The organism is Pseudomonas mohnii (assembly GCF_900105115.1).
Classification (GTDB): Bacteria; Pseudomonadota; Gammaproteobacteria; order Pseudomonadales; family Pseudomonadaceae; genus Aquipseudomonas; species Aquipseudomonas mohnii.
On the sequence record NZ_FNRV01000001.1, the window covers coordinates 3894569 to 3910330 of the forward strand.

The 15762-nt window shown below is 58.5% G+C and carries 14 protein-coding genes; 2 read left to right on the forward strand and 12 right to left on the reverse strand.

Features of this window, described 5'->3' with window-relative positions; translation table 11 throughout:
• Window positions 1-5: 5 nt before the first annotated feature.
• Window positions 6-575: a glycerol-3-phosphate 1-O-acyltransferase PlsY gene (gene plsY / locus BLV61_RS18010; RefSeq protein ID WP_047534163.1), complete on the reverse strand. Its 570-nt coding sequence runs from the start codon at window positions 573-575 to the stop codon at window positions 6-8.
• Between the two features lie 74 nt (window positions 576-649).
• On the opposite strand from plsY, the gene folB reads away from it, so the two are divergent.
• Window positions 650-1006 (forward strand): dihydroneopterin aldolase, encoded by a 357-nt coding sequence (folB, locus tag BLV61_RS18015; protein WP_008051601.1) that lies wholly within the window; start codon window positions 650-652, stop codon window positions 1004-1006.
• Window positions 997-1515, forward strand: a complete 519-nt coding sequence (gene folK / locus BLV61_RS18020) for a 2-amino-4-hydroxy-6-hydroxymethyldihydropteridine diphosphokinase (protein WP_047534158.1) — start codon at window positions 997-999, stop codon at window positions 1513-1515. The genes folB and folK overlap by 10 nt, the downstream gene beginning before the upstream one ends.
• An 85-nt stretch (window positions 1516-1600) precedes the next feature.
• Here the strand turns inward: folK and BLV61_RS18025 are convergent, their stop codons facing one another.
• From BLV61_RS18025 to BLV61_RS18075, 11 genes are all read right to left on the reverse strand, one after another.
• A complete protein-coding gene (locus BLV61_RS18025) occupies window positions 1601-2830 on the reverse strand; it encodes a multifunctional CCA addition/repair protein (protein WP_090466766.1) in 1230 nt (409 codons plus the stop codon).
• Between the two features lie 63 nt (window positions 2831-2893).
• Complete coding sequence (locus tag BLV61_RS18030) at window positions 2894-4456, reverse strand: SpoVR family protein (protein WP_090466768.1); 1563 nt, start codon at window positions 4454-4456, stop codon at window positions 2894-2896.
• Window positions 4453-5724, reverse strand: a complete 1272-nt coding sequence (locus BLV61_RS18035; protein ID WP_007947798.1) for a YeaH/YhbH family protein — start codon at window positions 5722-5724, stop codon at window positions 4453-4455. Before BLV61_RS18035 ends, BLV61_RS18030 begins: the two co-directional genes overlap by 4 nt.
• A 137-nt stretch (window positions 5725-5861) precedes the next feature.
• A complete protein-coding gene (locus tag BLV61_RS18040; RefSeq protein ID WP_047534149.1) occupies window positions 5862-7784 on the reverse strand; it encodes a PrkA family serine protein kinase in 1923 nt (640 codons plus the stop codon).
• 296 nt (window positions 7785-8080) lie between these two features.
• Entirely contained in the window at window positions 8081-8410 is a 330-nt protein-coding gene (gene glpE / locus BLV61_RS18045; protein ID WP_030130002.1) for a thiosulfate sulfurtransferase GlpE, read from the reverse strand.
• Between the two features lie 33 nt (window positions 8411-8443).
• Entirely contained in the window at window positions 8444-9328 is an 885-nt protein-coding gene (locus BLV61_RS18050; RefSeq protein WP_047534143.1) for a symmetrical bis(5'-nucleosyl)-tetraphosphatase, read from the reverse strand.
• Window positions 9328-9708, reverse strand: coding sequence for a Co2+/Mg2+ efflux protein ApaG (apaG, locus tag BLV61_RS18055; RefSeq protein WP_090466770.1), 381 nt, complete (start codon window positions 9706-9708; stop codon window positions 9328-9330). The genes BLV61_RS18050 and apaG overlap by 1 nt, the downstream gene beginning before the upstream one ends.
• Before the next feature lie 123 nt (window positions 9709-9831).
• Window positions 9832-10650: a 16S rRNA (adenine(1518)-N(6)/adenine(1519)-N(6))-dimethyltransferase RsmA gene (gene rsmA / locus BLV61_RS18060; protein WP_047534137.1), complete on the reverse strand. Its 819-nt coding sequence runs from the start codon at window positions 10648-10650 to the stop codon at window positions 9832-9834.
• Entirely contained in the window at window positions 10647-11636 is a 990-nt protein-coding gene (gene pdxA, locus BLV61_RS18065) for a 4-hydroxythreonine-4-phosphate dehydrogenase PdxA (RefSeq protein ID WP_047534133.1), read from the reverse strand. Before pdxA ends, rsmA begins: the two co-directional genes overlap by 4 nt.
• The gene (gene surA, locus BLV61_RS18070; protein WP_177329335.1) at window positions 11633-12955 is read right to left on the reverse strand and encodes a peptidylprolyl isomerase SurA; all 1323 of its coding nucleotides are present in this window, start codon (window positions 12953-12955) and stop codon (window positions 11633-11635) included. Before surA ends, pdxA begins: the two co-directional genes overlap by 4 nt.
• The gene (locus tag BLV61_RS18075) at window positions 12930-15728 is read right to left on the reverse strand and encodes an LPS-assembly protein LptD (RefSeq protein ID WP_090466772.1); all 2799 of its coding nucleotides are present in this window, start codon (window positions 15726-15728) and stop codon (window positions 12930-12932) included. Before BLV61_RS18075 ends, surA begins: the two co-directional genes overlap by 26 nt.
• Window positions 15729-15762: the final 34 nt, after the last annotated feature.

Genomic DNA, 15762 nt, shown 5'->3' on the forward strand with positions numbered 1-15762 from the left:
GGCATTTAAAAATGCCGTTCGCGCCCGGCAAACAGGTCGCGTAGATTGCCGCGATGACGCCAGACGATCATCCCCGTGAGCGCGCTCATGGGCAGCAGCGCCGCCGGCTCTTGCCAGGCCAGCAATGGCAGGGTCAGTGGGGTGGCGATCAAGGCGGCCAACGAGCTGGTGCGGGTCAGGTAGAACGTCAGCAGCCAGGCACAGACCGCCAGTAAGGCCGCAGGCGGGTACAGGCCCAGCAACATGCCGGCAGCGGTGGCGACACCCTTGCCACCGCGAAAGCGAAAGTACAGCGGGAACAGGTGGCCGATGACGGCACAAACGCCGATCCAGGCCTGATCATGCAGGGAAAGTCCGGCAAAACCGGCGATCAGCACAGGCAGCAGGCCTTTACAGAGGTCGCCGAGCAACGTCAGGACGGCGAGTTTTTTGCCGGCCAGGCGCAACATGTTGGTGGCGCCGGCATTGCCCGAGCCACTCATTCGCGGATCGGGGTTTCCGGTCAGGCGGCTGAGCAAAATGGCGAAGGACAGAGAGCCGAGCAGGTAGGCGAGGATCGCCAATAACCAAAACATGCTAACTATTCCGGGCGAGGACGCCCTGATTCTAACGGCGCATTGCGCCCTTGTCGTGTAGCGGAGAAAAGTGCTTGGACAGAGTGTTTATCGAGGGCCTGGAAGTCGACACCGTAATCGGTGCTTACGACTGGGAGCGAGGCATCCGACAGTGCTTGCGTCTTGATCTGAGTTTCGCCTGGGATAATCGTCCGGCAGCCGCTGGTGATGACCTGACCCTCGCGCTCGATTATGCGAGTGTTTCGTCGCGCATCCAGGCCTTTGCCGAGCAGGCGCAATTCCAGTTGGTGGAAACCTTCGCCGAGCGTCTGGTTGAAGTGCTGATGAGCGAATTCAAGATCACCTGGATGCGTCTGAAACTGACCAAGCCTGGTGCAGTCCCTGCCGCTACCGGTGGTGTGGGTGTGGAGATCGAGCGCGGATGTCGCTGACTCAGGTGTATCTCGGGCTCGGTAGCAATATCGAGCGTGAAGCCCATTTGCAGGCCGGCCTGGAAGCGTTGGCCGGTTTTCTGGTGGATATTCGTTGCTCGGCGGTTTTCGAAAGCCAGCCGGTGGGGATCAAGAGCGGGCCGTTTTTCAATTTTGTGGTGTCGGCCTTTACCGATCTGCCACTGATTGAACTGGATCGCCGGCTTAAATTCATTGAGGCGGACAATGGCCGTTACGCGCCGGACCGCAAGGGTTTGCCGCTGGACATCGATGTGTTGCTGTTCGGTGATCTGGTGGGCAACTTCGATGGTTTGGTGTTGCCGCGAGCAGAGATTCTGAAAAACGCCTTCGTGCTGTGGCCGTTGTCGTTGATTGCGCCGGATCGAGTTCACCCGGGCGTAGGCAAGAGTTTCGCCACGTTGTGGGCTGAATCGCAGATTGATCAGGTGCTGGCTCCCGTGGCTTTTGAGTGGCGCGGCATTCAACTGACGCCTTCAGATTTGTTGTGACATTCATGACGCCATCGCGGGCAAGCCCGCTCCCACAGGTACGATGCAATCCCTGTGGGAGCGGGCTTGCCCGCGATGGCGGCAGTCAGGACGACGCAGTCTCTTTGTATGCTTTCAGGGCCTTTAGCCGCTCGCGCTTGATCGCCTCGCCCAGTTCTGGCCCTTTGAACCCTTTCTCCAGCAATGGCTGCACCGCCACGCTACGGGCGGCGGTTGCCGCACCGCGAAGGTAATCCGCCTGTGGGTAACTTCGCTCTTCCAGTCCTTTGCGTCCGCGTGCATCCATCTCACATGCCGCGATGAACTCCTCGAACCGCTGTGGTCGACGGTAAACGTCGAAGCTTTGCAGCAACTCCAACAGCGTCGATGGCTTCAGCTCCAGGGCACGATGGCCGTGGGTGTGATATTCGCCCACCAGCAACGCCAATTCCTGGCAGTCCCTCGGTGCCTTGAAGCGTTCGTTGACCGCTTTGATCAGCTTCAGTCCCTTGAACTCGTGGGCAATGTGTCGAGGCCATTCTTCCTCCGGCGTCAGGCCTTTGCCCAAGTCATGCAGCAGGCACGCCCAGCGCACGGTGAGTGGTTGCTTGTGGCGCGCGGCTTGTTCCAGCACGCTCAGGGTATGCGCGCCCGTATCGATTTCCGGATGATGGGCTTGCGGTTGAGGTACGCCAAACAATGCGTCAACCTCAGGCATCAACACGTTGAGCGCACCGCAGGCCCGCAGTACTTCAATGAACACCTGTGGCTGATCTTCCATCAGGGCGCGGGAGATTTCTTTCCAGATGCGTTCCGCTGTCAGCGCTTGCAGTTCACCTGATTCGCTGAGTTGACGCATCAGATCCAGCGTCTCCGGAGCGACGGTGAAGCCAAGCGCGGCATAACGGGCTGCGAAGCGCGCAACGCGCAGAACCCTGAGCGGATCTTCGGCAAACGCGGGGGAAACGTGCCGAAGCAGGCGCGCTTCCAGGTCGCGTTGGCCATGGTAGGGATCGGTCAGGTTTTGTTGATCGTCTTCGGCCATGGCGTTGATGGTCAGGTCGCGACGGATCAGGTCTTCTTCGAGGGTCACTTCGGGGCTGGCGTGAAAGGTGAAGCCGCCATAGCCGCGTCCGCTTTTGCGTTCGGTGCGGGCGAGGGCGTATTCCTCTCCGCTTTTGGGGTGTAGAAACACCGGGAAATCCGCACCTACCGGGCGAAAACCCTTGGCGAGCATGTCTTCGGTGGTGGCGCCCACCACGACCCAGTCGATATCGGTGACGGGTCTGCCCAGCAGGCGATCACGAACGGCGCCGCCGACTTTATAAATACGCATAAAAAACCTCCGTTAGCTCGACAGGATAACCTTTGCGTCGGGCCTTCGGAGGTCGAAACTGGATCAAAGATGAACGACGGCCAAGTCCAGTCGGCCGTAATCACCCTCCCCATGTTCGTTTCTGGGTGGAACGTGATGGGTTTTCATCACCTGATCGCCTTGCAAGGTTTCGAGGTGAATGTCGAAGCCCCAGAGGCGGTGCAAGTGCTTTAGCACTTCCTCAGTGGAATCTCCCAGCGGTTTGCGATCATGTTGCTGGTGACGCAGGGTCAGCGAGCGGTCGCCGCGCCGGTCGATGCTGTAGATCTGTACGTTGGGTTCGCGGTTGCCCAGGTTGTATTGAGCGGCCAGTGTTTCACGGATGATTCGATAGCCACCTTCATCATGGATGGCCGGGACCAGCAGGGCGTCCTTCTGGTCGTCGTCGAGAATGCTGAACAGTTTCAGGTCGCGGATTACCTTGGGTGACAGGTACTGCAGGATGAAACTCTCGTCCTTGAAGCTGCTCATGGCGAACTTGATGGCTGCCAGCCAGTCAGTGCCGGCAATGTCCGGGAACCAGCGGTAATCCTCTTCCGTTGGTTCTTCGCACATGCGCCGGATATCGCGGTACATGGCGAATCCCAGGGTATAGGGGTTGATCCCGCTGTAATACGGGCTATCGAAGCCCGGTTGATAGATTACGCTGGTATGGGACGTCAGGAACTCCATCATGAAACCATCAGTGACCAAGCCTTCGTCGTACAGGTCGTTCATCAAGGTGTAGTGCCAGAACGTGGCCCAGCCCTCGTTCATCACCTGAGTCTGACGCTGTGGGTAGAAGTACTGGGCGATTTTTCGCACGATCCGTACGATTTCCCGCTGCCACGGCTCCAGCAGTGGTGCGTGTTTTTCGATGAAGTACAGGATGTTTTCCTGAGGTTCGGCGGGGAAGCGTGCGTTGTCCTTGTCGCTGTATTTGTCCGCGCCTTTGGGAATGGTACGCCACAGATCATTGATCTGTTTCTGCATATGTTCTTCCCGGTCCTTTTGCCGGCGACGCTCTTCTTCGGCGGAGATCGGATAAGGCCGTTTGTAGCGGTCGACGCCATAGTTCATCAGGGCGTGGCAGGAATCGAGCAGGTCCTCGACCGCGTCGATGCCGTGGCGCTCTTCGCATTGCATGATGTATTGCTTGGCGAACACCAGGTAATCGATGATCGAACTGGCGTCTGTCCAGGTGCGAAACAGGTAATTGCCCTTGAAAAAGCTGTTGTGCCCATAACAGGCGTGCGCAACGACCAGTGCCTGCATGCAGATGGTGTTTTCTTCCATCAGGTAGGCGATGCACGGGTCCGAGTTGATCACGATCTCGTAGGCCAGTCCCATCTGGCCGCGGCTGTAGGATTTTTCAGTACTGAGGAAGTGTTTGCCGTAGGACCAGTGGTGATAGCCCAGGGGCATGCCGACGGAGGCGTAGGCATCCATCATCTGTTCTGCGGTGATCACTTCGATTTGGTTGGGGTAAGTGTCGAGCGCATAGCGAGCCGCAAGACGACTGATTTCTTTGTCGTAGGCCTGGATCAGCTCGAACGTCCATTCCGAGCCGGTGGAAATGGGTTGGCGCTTTTGCTCTTTGGCGGTCATGTCACTAACCTGCGCTGGAAGAGTTCACGGAAGACCGGATAGATATCCCCGGCCGAGACCAGTTGTTGCTGGGCAAAAGTGTCGGAGAACGCTTCGGCGATGCGCTCATATTCGAACCACAGGGCCTGATGTTCGCGTGGGGTGATCTCAACGTAAGTGTAGTACTGCACGAACGGCATGATCTGGTTGATCAGGATGTCGCGGCAAATCGGCGAGTCGTCGTTCCAGTTGTCACCGTCGGAGGCTTGGGCGGCGTAGATGTTCCACTCGTTGCTCGGATAGCGCTCGGCCATGATCTCCTGCATCAGTTTCAAGGCGCTGGACACGATGGTCCCGCCGGTTTCGCGGGAGTAGAAAAACTCTTCTTCGTCCACTTCGCGGGCGCTGGTGTGGTGACGGATGAATACGACGTCAATCTTGTCGTAATTACGCTTGAGGAACAGGTACAGCAGGATGAAGAAGCGCTTGGCGATGTCCTTGGTCGCCTGAGTCATGGACCCAGACACGTCCATCAGGCAAAACATCACGGCCTTCGAACTGGGATTGGGCTGCTTGATCAGCAGGTTGTATTTGAGGTCGAAGGTGTCGAGAAAGGGAACGCGATGGATGCGCGCGCTGAGTTTTTCAATTTCTGCTTCGATTTTCTGAATATCGCCGAAATTGTCCGGTTCTTCTTGCTTGAGTCGCAGAAGTTCCTCTTTCGCTTCGCGCAGTTTCGCCCGGCTGCTGCCGGACAGCGCAATTCGTCGCGCATGAGCCGAGCGCAGGGTGCGGATGATGTTGATCCGCGATGGGTTGCCCTCGTTACTGATGCCCGCGCGAACGGTTTTGAACGTGTCGGTGCCGGTCAGGTTGCGCTTGACCAGGTTCGGTAGCTCAAGATCCTCGAACATGAATTCGAGGAATTCCTCCTGGGTGATCTGGAAGACGAACTCGTCCATCCCTTCACCCGAGTTGCCGGCCTTGCCAGGGCCTCGACCGCCGCCACCTCCCGGTGGGCGCGCAATGTGTTCGCCGCTGGTGAATTCCTTGTTGCCGGGGTGCACGACCGTCTGTTTGCCACCTCGACCATGGTGAAGCACCGGCTCATCGATGTCGCGGCCGGGGATGCTGATTTGCTCGCCGTGTTCCATATCGGTAATGGAGCGCCGGCTGACCGCCTCTTCGACAGCCTTCTTGATGTGGTCACGGTAACGCCGCAGAAACCGCTGACGGTTCACCGTGCTCTTGTTCTTGCCATTGAGACGTCGGTCGATCACATAGCTCATAGGGAGCCCTCCGGGCAGCTACAAGTAACCAGCTTCAAGCGGCAAGCTTGAAGCTTTCAAGGCAAACAGAGCCACCAACAGCCTCAAGCGCCCCGTTCGGTGTGCTTGAGGCTTGTAGCTTGCCGCTTGCGGCTGCCTTACTGCGATTTTCTGACCCGCAGATACCACTCGGACAGCAGTCGTACCTGTTTGTCGGTGTAGCCCCGCTCGACCATCCGTGTGACGAAGTCGTTGTGCTTCTGCTGGTCCTCTTTGCTGGCCTTGGCATTGAAGCTGATGACCGGCAGCAGGTCCTCGGTGTTGGAGAACATTTTCTTCTCGATGACCACCCGCAGTTTTTCGTAGCTGAGCCAGGTTGGGTTCTTGCCGTTATTGTTGGCTCGGGCACGCAGTACGAAGTTGACGATTTCGTTGCGGAAATCCTTCGGATTGCTGATGCCGGCCGGTTTTTCGATTTTTTCCAGCTCCTCGTTGAGTGCCACGCGGTTGAGGATTTCGCCGGTTTCCGGATCGCGGTATTCCTGATCCTGAATCCAGAAGTCGGCGTACAGCACGTAGCGGTCGAAGATGTTCTGGCCGTACTCGCTGTAAGACTCGAGGTAAGCGGTCTGGATCTCCTTGCCGATGAATTCGATGTAGCGCGGCGCCAGGTACTCCTTGAGGAAGCGCAGGTAGCGTTCGCGGGTTTCCGCCTGGAATTGTTCCTGTTCGATCTGTTGTTCCAGTACGTAGAGCAAGTGAACCGGGTTGGCGGCGATTTCGTGCGGGTCGAAGTTGAAGACCTTCGACAGGATCTTGAACGCGAAACGGGTCGACAGGCCGTTCATGCCTTCATCGACGCCGGCGTTGTCGCGGTATTCCTGGATCGACTTGGCCTTCGGATCGGTGTCCTTGAGGTTTTCGCCGTCGTACACGCGCATTTTGGAGTAGATGTTAGAGTTCTCCGGCTCCTTGAGCCGAGAAAGCACAGTGAACTGGGCGAGCATCTTCAAGGTATCGGGTGCGCAATGGGCCTTGGCCAGCGAGCTGTTGAACAGCAGTTTGTCGTAGATCTTCACTTCGTCGCTGACCCGCAGGCAGTACGGCACTTTGACGATGTAGATCCGGTCGATGAACGCTTCGTTGTTCTTGTTGTTGCGGAAGGTGTGCCATTCCGATTCGTTGGAGTGGGCCAGCAGGATCCCGGTAAACGGAATCGCGCCAAGACCTTCGGTACTGTTGTAGTTACCTTCCTGAGTCGCCGTCAGCAATGGGTGCAGCACCTTGATCGGTGCCTTGAACATTTCGACGAACTCCATCAGGCCCTGGTTGGCCCGGCACAGTGCGCCGGAGTAGCTGTAGGCGTCGGCGTCGTTTTGCGGGAACTCTTCCAGTTTGCGGATATCGACCTTGCCCACCAGTGCCGAGATGTCCTGGTTGTTCTCATCTCCCGGTTCGGTTTTGGCCACGGCGATCTGGTTGAGGATCGACGGGTAGAGTTTCACCACGCGGAACTGGCTGATATCGCCGCCGAATTCGGCCAGGCGTTTGGTGGCCCACGGCGACATGATGGTATTGAGGTAGCGCCGTGGAATGCCGAAGTCTTCCTCGAGGATCGCGCCATCTTCAGTGGCGTTGAACAGACCCAGGGGTGATTCGAAAACCGGCGAGCCCTTGATGGCGTAGAAGGGCACTTTCTCGATCAGTTGTTTCAGCTTCTCGGCCAGGGATGATTTACCGCCACCAACAGGGCCGAGCAGATAGAGGATTTGCTTCTTCTCTTCCAGGCCCTGAGCGGCATGGCGGAAATACGACACGATCTGGTCGATGCATTCTTCCATCCCGTGGAAGTCTTCAAAGGCCGGATAGCGACGGATCACCTTGTTGGAGAAGATTCGCGACAGCCTCGAATTGGTCGAAGTGTCGAGCAGTTCCGGTTCACCGATGGCCAGGAGCAGACGCTCGGCGGCGGAAGCGTAGGCGCTGCGGTCCTTTTTGCACAGCTCAAGATACTCTTGCAGCGTGAGTTCTTCCTGGCGTGTGGACTCGAAACGTTGTTGGAAGTGGCTAAAGATACTCATGACGTCACCTCGCTCGATACGTGGAGCCGACGCCGGATCACTCAGTCGATGCTGGCAGCAACCGCACAGGCAGTCGCTGTTTACCCCCCAGAACTCTCTCGAAGCTGACGACTCCGAAAGCTACTCCCGATGACCCGCGCGCCGGTGTACCGGCTCTCCCCTGTTTTGGATGGCCTGCGCTTAAGGATAGTTGCTTATTCGGGAGGTAAAGGGGAGATGCGTAATTATGTGTGGCAGACCGTTCGTCTGCCACCGCGCTAGCCCGCGGGAGCCGGGGCTTGCGTGTTACAAAAAAATTATTCGGAGGTGCCTTGCGCCGTTTCTGAAGGATACGTCGTACGCCACAGCTCAAAACCGCCATCCATGCTGTAGACGTCGGAGAAGCCCTGGCTGATCAGGTAGGCGGCTGCGCCTTGGCTGGAATTGCCGTGGTAGCAAACCACCACGGTGGGGGCATCAAGGTCGGCGCCCTGGATGAAAGCGTGCAAGGAGTGGTTGTCCAGATGCTTCGAGCCGGCGATGTGCAGCGCCGCGAAAGTTGCAGGATCACGGACGTCGACCACCACTGCGCCTTGTTCGCGCAGGGCTTGGGCCTGTTCAGGGGGGATACGTTTGAATTCGCTCATGTCGGGCTCCTGTGGCTCGGCTGAATAGGCAGTCTAGCGCGGGGCGCTGGCTGGCGATGTGTCGGGAATGGGTGAAGCGACTGGCGGCAGGGCGGCATGGCCATGCTCGTCGCACTTGCAGGACAGGCGTTCGCCAGTGTCGACATTCATCAGGGTCAGGGCGCCGCCCCAGACGCAACCGGTGTCGAGGGCCGAGATGCCTCGCTCCTGAACCTTGCCTTCCAGCGCGGCCCAGTGACCGAAGATAATCTTCAGGTCCTTGGTCTTGCGGTCCTTGTGCTGGAACCAGGGTTTGTAGCCCGGTGGTGCGGTGTCCAGGCCTTCCTTGCTCTTGAGGTCAAGCTTGCCGTCGGCGGTGCAGAAGCGCATGCGCGTGAAATAGTTGGTGATCACCCGCAGGCGAGTCACGCCTTTGAGGTCGCTGTCCCATTTCGCCGGATCGTTGCCGTACATGCCATCGAGATAGGGCGCGAACAGGTTGTCGTCGCGCAGGGCCGTTTCGACCTCGGCAGCGCATTTGAGGGCCTTGCGCAGCGACCATTGCGGCGGAATGCCGGCATGCACCAGCGCTACGTTGCGTTGCTCATCGTAGTGCATGAGTTTTTGTTGGCGCAGCCAGTCCAGCAAATCGGCGCTATCGGGCGCTTCAATGATTTCGCGCAGGGTGTCGGCTTTCTTCAGGCGTTCGATGTTCTGGCCGGCGGCCAGCAAATGAAGGTCGTGGTTGCCGAGTACGCATACCAGCGATTCGCGGATGCTATAGAGGAAGCGCAACGTTTCCAGTGATTGCGGGCCGCGATTGACCAGATCGCCCACCAGCCACAGGCGATCCTTTTCCGGGTCGAAGGCGACTTTTTTGAGCAGGCATTGCAACGCCTCAAGGCAGCCTTGCAAATCACCGACAGCATATGTCGCCATCAGTGCAACGCTCCAGGGACCGCTAGACGGAACGGGGCGATGATGGCGTCGAATTGCTTACCGTCGTCGGCAATCATCTGATAGCTGCCTTGCATGGTCCCGACTTTAGTCGTCATGACCGTGCCGCTGCTGTAGGTGTGGCTTTTGCCTGCCGCGATCAACGGTTGCTGACCAACCACACCGGCACCGCGAACCTCTTCGACATGCCCGTCGCCGTCGGTGATCACCCAATGCCGTGACAACAGTTTGGCGGGTAACTCGCCATTGTTTTGCACGGTAATGGTGTAGGCGAAGGCAAAGCGGTTTTGTTCGGGTTGCGATTGTTCTGCCAGATAGCGGGTGACGACGCTGACGTCGACCTGATAACGAGGATCGGACATGCAAGAGGCCTTAAAAACGAAGCGGAACGCGGGGCGTAGCTGATGGAGTTCAGTCTAGGCCAAGTATCGGATAGTAAACCAGACATGGGCGCTGGTGTCCTATCCGATGACGCGTCAGGTCTGTCAGATATCGGCAGGCTTCTGTAGGGCTTGTTCGCTGAGCTTGTCGGCCAGGCGCACGAAGGCGGCCAGATCGAGCTGCTCGGGACGCAGGCTGCCATCGACGCCAGCGGCTTCGATCTCGGCATTGCTCAGCAGTAGCTTGAGGGTATTGCGCAAGGTTTTGCGGCGCTGGTTGAAGGCTTCGCGTACGACGCGTTCGAGCAGTCGGTGGTCTTTGGCGGGGTGGGGCAGAACGGCGTGGGGCACCAGTCGCACGATGGCCGAATCGACCTTCGGCGGGGGATTGAACGCGCCCGGGCCAACGTTGAACAGGTGCTCAACACGGCAGTGATACTGAACCATGATCGACAGTCGGCCCCAATCACCACCGCCAGGCCCTGCCGCCAGACGCTCGACCACTTCTTTCTGCAGCATGAAGTGCATGTCGCGAATCAAGTGAGAGTTGTTTAGCAGGTGGAAAATCAGCGGGGTGGAGATGTTATACGGCAGGTTACCAACCACTCGCAGGCTACCCGGCGCGGCGTTCAGGCTGTTGAAGTCGAACTTCAGCGCGTCACCCTGGTGCAGGTTGAAGTTGCTCTTGCCGGCGAATTGCTGGTTGAGGATCGGGATCAGATCCTTGTCCAGCTCTACCACGTCAAGTTGTGCGCCGCTGTTGAGCAGGCCTTCGGTCAACGCGCCCTGACCAGGGCCGATTTCCAGCATGCGGTCATCGGGTTTGGCGTGGATGGAGCGCAGGATGCGGTCGATAACGCCGGCATCGTGCAGAAAGTTCTGGCCGAAGCGCTTGCGCGCCCGGTGTTGGTATTGCTCGGTCATAAACGGGTCTCGGCCATCTGATAGGCGGTTTCCAGGGCGACTTGCAGGCTGCCGGTATCGATTTTGCCGCTACCGGCCAGATCCAGCGCAGTGCCGTGATCGACTGATGTGCGGATGATCGGCAAGCCCAGGGTCACGTTGACTGCAGCGCCAAAGCCTTTGTATTTCAGCACAGGCAGGCCCTGGTCGTGGTACATCGCCAGCACTGCGTCGCAGTGCTCCAGATATTTGGGGGTAAACAGAGTGTCGGCGGGCAGCGGACCTCGCAGGTCCATGCCTTCGCCGCGCAGGCGCTCTAATGTGGGTTCGATAATGTCGATTTCTTCATGGCCCAGGTGTCCACCTTCACCGGCGTGGGGGTTTAACCCGCATACCAGGATCCGTGGTTGGGCAATGCCGAACTTGTGTTGCAGATCGGCATGCAGAATGCGCGTGACCCGCTCCAGACGCTCCGGTGTGATTGCATCGGCAATCTCGCGAAGGGGCAGGTGGGTGGTGACCAGGGCCACGCGCAATCCGCGAGTGGCGAGCATCATGACCACTTGCGCAGTATGGGTCAGGTCGGCGAGGAATTCGGTGTGTCCGGAAAAGGCGATCCCGGATTCGTTGATCACGCCCTTGTGCACGGGGGCCGTGATCATTCCGGCAAAGTGCCCGTCCAGGCAGCCTTGGCCTGCGCGGGTCAGGGTCTCCAGGACGAAAGCGGCATTGGCCTTGTCCAGTTGCCCGGCGACGACCTTGGCGTTGAGTGGGGTATCCCAGACATACAGGCTGTTGGCGGGTGCGGGCGCATCTGGCCAGGCGTCTGGAGTGACCGGCAGCAAGTCGACAGCCACGCCCAGTTGCGCGGCCCGCTCGAGGAGCAGGTCGCGGCTGGTAATGGCAATCAGGGGGTGCGGCTGGGCTTGCGAGGCGAGCAGCAGGCACAGGTCGGGACCTATGCCGGCTGGTTCACCGGGTGTCAGCGCAAAACGTTTGGGTTTCACTGCGCTGCCTGGTTCGCGCCAGGGAGTTTGATTTCAACATACGCTTCGTCACGGATCTGACGCAGCCAGGTTTGCAGCTCTTCGTCGTATTTGCGGTTACGCAGTACGGTCATCGCTTGTTGCTCGCGAGCCTGGGTGGTGTTGTCGGTGGCGCGGCGGCCAAGGACTTCCAGGACGTGCCAGCCGTATTGAGTCTTGAACGGCTTGGACAGTTGACCTTGCGGGGTCTTGGACATCACTTCGCGGAATTCCGGGACCAGAACGCTCGGGTCGATCCAGTTCAGGTCGCCACCGTTGAGGGCGGAACCCGGGTCTTCCGAGTAGCTTTTCGCCAGTTCGCCGAAGTCTTCGCCCGCCTCGATGCGGGTATAGAGCGACTGAACCAGGGCCTTGGTTTTTTCCTCGTCGCGAATCGGGCTTGGTTTGACCAGGATATGGCGCACATGCACTTCGTCACGTACCTGGGTCTCGCCGCCACGCTTGTCGGTGATCTTCAGGATGATGAAACCGCCCGGCGTACGCATCGGCTGGGTCACATCGCCGACCGCCATGGTGCTCAGCAGGCGGTCGAACGGCGGTGGCAGTTGAGCGGCTTTACGCCAGCCCATGTCGCCGCCTTCCAGTGCGGTTTCGCTGGCGGATTTGGCGATGGCCAATTGACCGAAGTCGGCGCCTTGCTTGAGTTGTTGATAAATCGCATCAGCCTGTTTGGCAGCATTCTGAATCGCGTCAGAGTTGGCGCTTTCTGGCGTAGGAATCAGGATGTTGGCCAGGCGGAACTCTTCGGACAGCTGCATTTTGCCGAGGTCCGACGCCAGGAAGTTCTTCACTTCCTGCTCGGAGACCTGGATGCGCTCAGCCACACGACGCTGACGCACGCGGCTGATCACCATCTCGCGACGAATCTGTTCACGTGCATCGTCATATGACACGCCGTCGCGAGTCAGCGCGGCGCGGAATTGATCGACCGACATGTTGTTTCGCTGGGCAATGGTGCCGACAGCCTGGTTCAGTTCTTCATCGGTGATGCGGATGCCGGAACGTTCGCCGATCTGCAGTTGCAGGTTTTCGACGATCAGGCGCTCGAGCACCTGTTGCTCCAGCACGCTGGCCGGTGGCACGGCGGTGCCGCGCTTGGCGATGGTTTGCTGAACTTCATGGACTCGCTGGTCCAGTTGGCTCTGCATGACCACATCGTTATCGACAATGGCCACCACTTTATCGATGGACTGTACCGCGGCGTTGGCCGCGGTACCCAGGAACAGCGCGCCCAGCAGCAGCGGGCGCAGACAATCAGAAAGCTTGGTCTTCACGTTCACGATAACCTTGGATGCCTTTGTCGAGGAAGCTCTCTACTTTGGCGCCGGTGAGGCCGCCGAGTCCCTTCAGAACGATTTGTAGGAATACGCCGTGGTCGCCTTTTTCGTTTTGCGGTGCTTCCTGACTGAATTCGTCGTAGGAAACCCAGTAACGGTTGATCAGGCGCAGTTTCCAGCAGCAGTTGTCGTACTCGAAACCACCGAAGGCTTCCAGGGTACGGTTACGGTTGTAGTCATACTGCCAGCGGCTGATGGCGTTCCATTGCGGCACGACTGGCCAGATTACCGAGAAGTCGTGCTGTTGGATTTTGTAGTAATCCTTCACGTAGCCAGGCTGACCCGGGGTGCCATAGTCACCGCCGCCCACCTGCCATTTACCGGTGTTCTGGTCATAACGGACCTGGTCATTACGATAGCGATAGCCGGCGTTGATGACCTTGTTCGGGTTGTCTTCAGGCTGGTAGTGGAACATCGCGCTGCCCGAGCGAGGGCTGCGGCTGTCCGGGTCCCAGTTGTAATCGGCCGTCGTGCGCCAATCGCGGTTCCAGCGATATTCGTAATCCAGTGCGTAAGGCGAAACGTTCGAATGTGCATCCTGACGGGTTTTCGCATCGATGCCCGGCAACTGGACTTCGCGATCCTTGAAGTACAGGGCCTGACCGACGCTGACGCGTTGACGCTCGAAGCCGTTATCTTCAATCCAGCGGCTGGTCACGCCCAGGGACAGCTTGTTCTCGTCACCGACGCGGTCGGAACCCGAGAATCGGTTGTCACGGAACAGCGACGCATAGTTGAAGGTGTATTCGCTGGTGTCGAACACCGGAATGTTTTCCTGGTCCTTTTCCGGCACGTACAAGTAGAACAAGCGCGGCTCAAGGGTCTGACGATAGTTCTTGCCGAACCATTGGGTGTTGCGATCGAAGTACAGGCCGCTGTCGATGCTGGCAATCGGCACGCCACGATTCTGGTTGCTGCCGAAGGTGCCATTGAGCTGATCCTGTTCCGGTGTCTGCGCAGCAATCTGGCTTTTGCCGATGCTGTCCAGGTCCAGTTGATACTGGGTGTATTGGTACTTGAGCGTTGGCTTCAGGAAACCATAAGTCCAGTCGAGCGGCAGGCTTACGGCCGGTGCAAGATTGAGGCGATCGCCGTTGGCGCGTGCCAGACCTTGAACGTTGGTGTCCAGTCGCGGCGACACATTGCCGTCTTCATCGGTGAATGTGCCATTTTTCAGGTCGCGATCGAACCGTACGACTTCAGTGTTATAGGTGAAATTCAGGCCGTTTGGATGATACGGCAGTGCACCGTCGAAGGTGATCTGCGGCAGACGGTCATACGGCGTGATGTTCGAAACGGTTGCAAGCTCGTAAGCCTGGGCGTTCACGCGGGCGGTGTAGCTGTCGCCACGATAGGTGACGGAGCCTTGTTGGTTCACATAGTCTGCGCTTTTCACACCAATCTGGTCGGTCTGCAGATCCTGGAAGTAATAAGGATCGCTGATCTTGGTGTAATCGACTTGCGTGAAGACTCGCGAATCGAGGCCGCCCTTGTGTTGCCAGTTGTACATGTAGCGGTTTTTCTCGTAATCGGTCTGCTTGCTGCGCTCGGTATCCTCGTCGTTGAGGTACGCAGCACCGAACTGGCCTTCGCTGGACTTGGTGAGGTAGCGGAACTCGCCTTCCATCAACAAGCCATGCTTTTCCATGTAGCGCGGGTACAACGTGGCGTCGTAGTTCGGTGCCAGGTTGAAGTAGTACGGTGTCACCAGCATGAAGCCGGTATCGCTGCCGGTGCCGATGGTCGGCGGCAGGAAGCCGGACTGGCGGCGGTCGTCGATCGGGAAATAGATGTACGGCGTGTACAGGACTGGAATGTCCTTGACCCGCAGTGTCACGTTGGTCGCAGTACCGAAGCCGGTGGCCGGGTTCAGGGTGATGTTGTTGCCCTTGAGCTGCCAGGCGTTGCTGTTCGGTTCGCACGTGGTGTACGTACCATCCTTGAGGCGGATGATCGCGTTCTCGGCACGTTTGGCGTACAGCGCGTTACCGCGAATACGGGACTTGTGCATTACGTATTCGGCGTTATCGACCTTGGCTTCACCGGTGTCGAGCTGCACATCGGCGTGATCGCCTACGATCAGTGCGCCGTTGTCGCGGATACGGACATTGCCGCTGAGTTCGCCACGGCTCTCGGCCTGGTACAGGTTGGCCTCGTCGGCTTCGACCTGCATGCTGCCCTGGCGCATGACCACGTCACCGGCCAGGGTGGCGACTTGTTCATCTTGCTTGTAGCGAGAGGCTTTCGCGCCGATAAAGGTTGGCGCGTCACTTTTATTCGTCTTGTCATTCATGCCAGGACGAATCGGTTCGATATAGGAACCAGAGCAATAAGGACCGGTTTCTGCCAATTGCGCCGCTGTGAGCTGATCGCGTGGAACCCAGTCGAGGTGGCTATAGTCTTCGCTACGCGACTTCAGGCCGCGCCCCTTGGACTCGGTCACGAGCACAGGCTTGGCGCCGGTGTCTTCACTGGTGCCTTCCTGTGACGGGGTCTCGCCAGTGGCGCTGACTGCGCTGCCTTCATGCACGGGACGCGGTGGCAAGGCTGCCGCCGGCGCCTTTGGCGCACATGCCCAGGCACCCGAAGCAGAGACTGAGCAGTCATACTGTTCCGCAGCGACCACGAAGGAAGTGGCTAGAGGTTGCAAGGCCAGCATACTGCCGGTTACCAACAACGGAAATTTTTTACGAAACGCGGGGGATTTCAATGCCATCTTATTAGTCCGGGCTTCCTGCGTGCCATCTGCC

What these genes read in the sequence shown, in the direction of transcription:
- rsmA (WP_047534137.1), bottom strand. Translation starts at nt 10,650, where the DNA reads ATGACCGAGCAATACCAACACCGGGCGCGCAAGCGCTTCGGCCAGAAC.
- folK (WP_047534158.1), top strand. Translation starts at nt 997, where the DNA reads ATGTCGCTGACTCAGGTGTATCTCGGGCTCGGTAGCAATATCGAGCGT.
- apaG (WP_090466770.1), bottom strand. Translation starts at nt 9,708, where the DNA reads ATGTCCGATCCTCGTTATCAGGTCGACGTCAGCGTCGTCACCCGCTAT.
- BLV61_RS18035 (WP_007947798.1), bottom strand. Translation starts at nt 5,724, where the DNA reads ATGAGCTATGTGATCGACCGACGTCTCAATGGCAAGAACAAGAGCACG.
- BLV61_RS18030 (WP_090466768.1), bottom strand. Translation starts at nt 4,456, where the DNA reads ATGACCGCCAAAGAGCAAAAGCGCCAACCCATTTCCACCGGCTCGGAA.
- BLV61_RS18025 (WP_090466766.1), bottom strand. Translation starts at nt 2,830, where the DNA reads ATGCGTATTTATAAAGTCGGCGGCGCCGTTCGTGATCGCCTGCTGGGC.
- BLV61_RS18050 (WP_047534143.1), bottom strand. Translation starts at nt 9,328, where the DNA reads ATGGCGACATATGCTGTCGGTGATTTGCAAGGCTGCCTTGAGGCGTTG.
- plsY (WP_047534163.1), bottom strand. Translation starts at nt 575, where the DNA reads ATGTTTTGGTTATTGGCGATCCTCGCCTACCTGCTCGGCTCTCTGTCC.
- BLV61_RS18040 (WP_047534149.1), bottom strand. Translation starts at nt 7,784, where the DNA reads ATGAGTATCTTTAGCCACTTCCAACAACGTTTCGAGTCCACACGCCAG.
- BLV61_RS18075 (WP_090466772.1), bottom strand. Translation starts at nt 15,728, where the DNA reads ATGGCATTGAAATCCCCCGCGTTTCGTAAAAAATTTCCGTTGTTGGTA.
- glpE (WP_030130002.1), bottom strand. Translation starts at nt 8,410, where the DNA reads ATGAGCGAATTCAAACGTATCCCCCCTGAACAGGCCCAAGCCCTGCGC.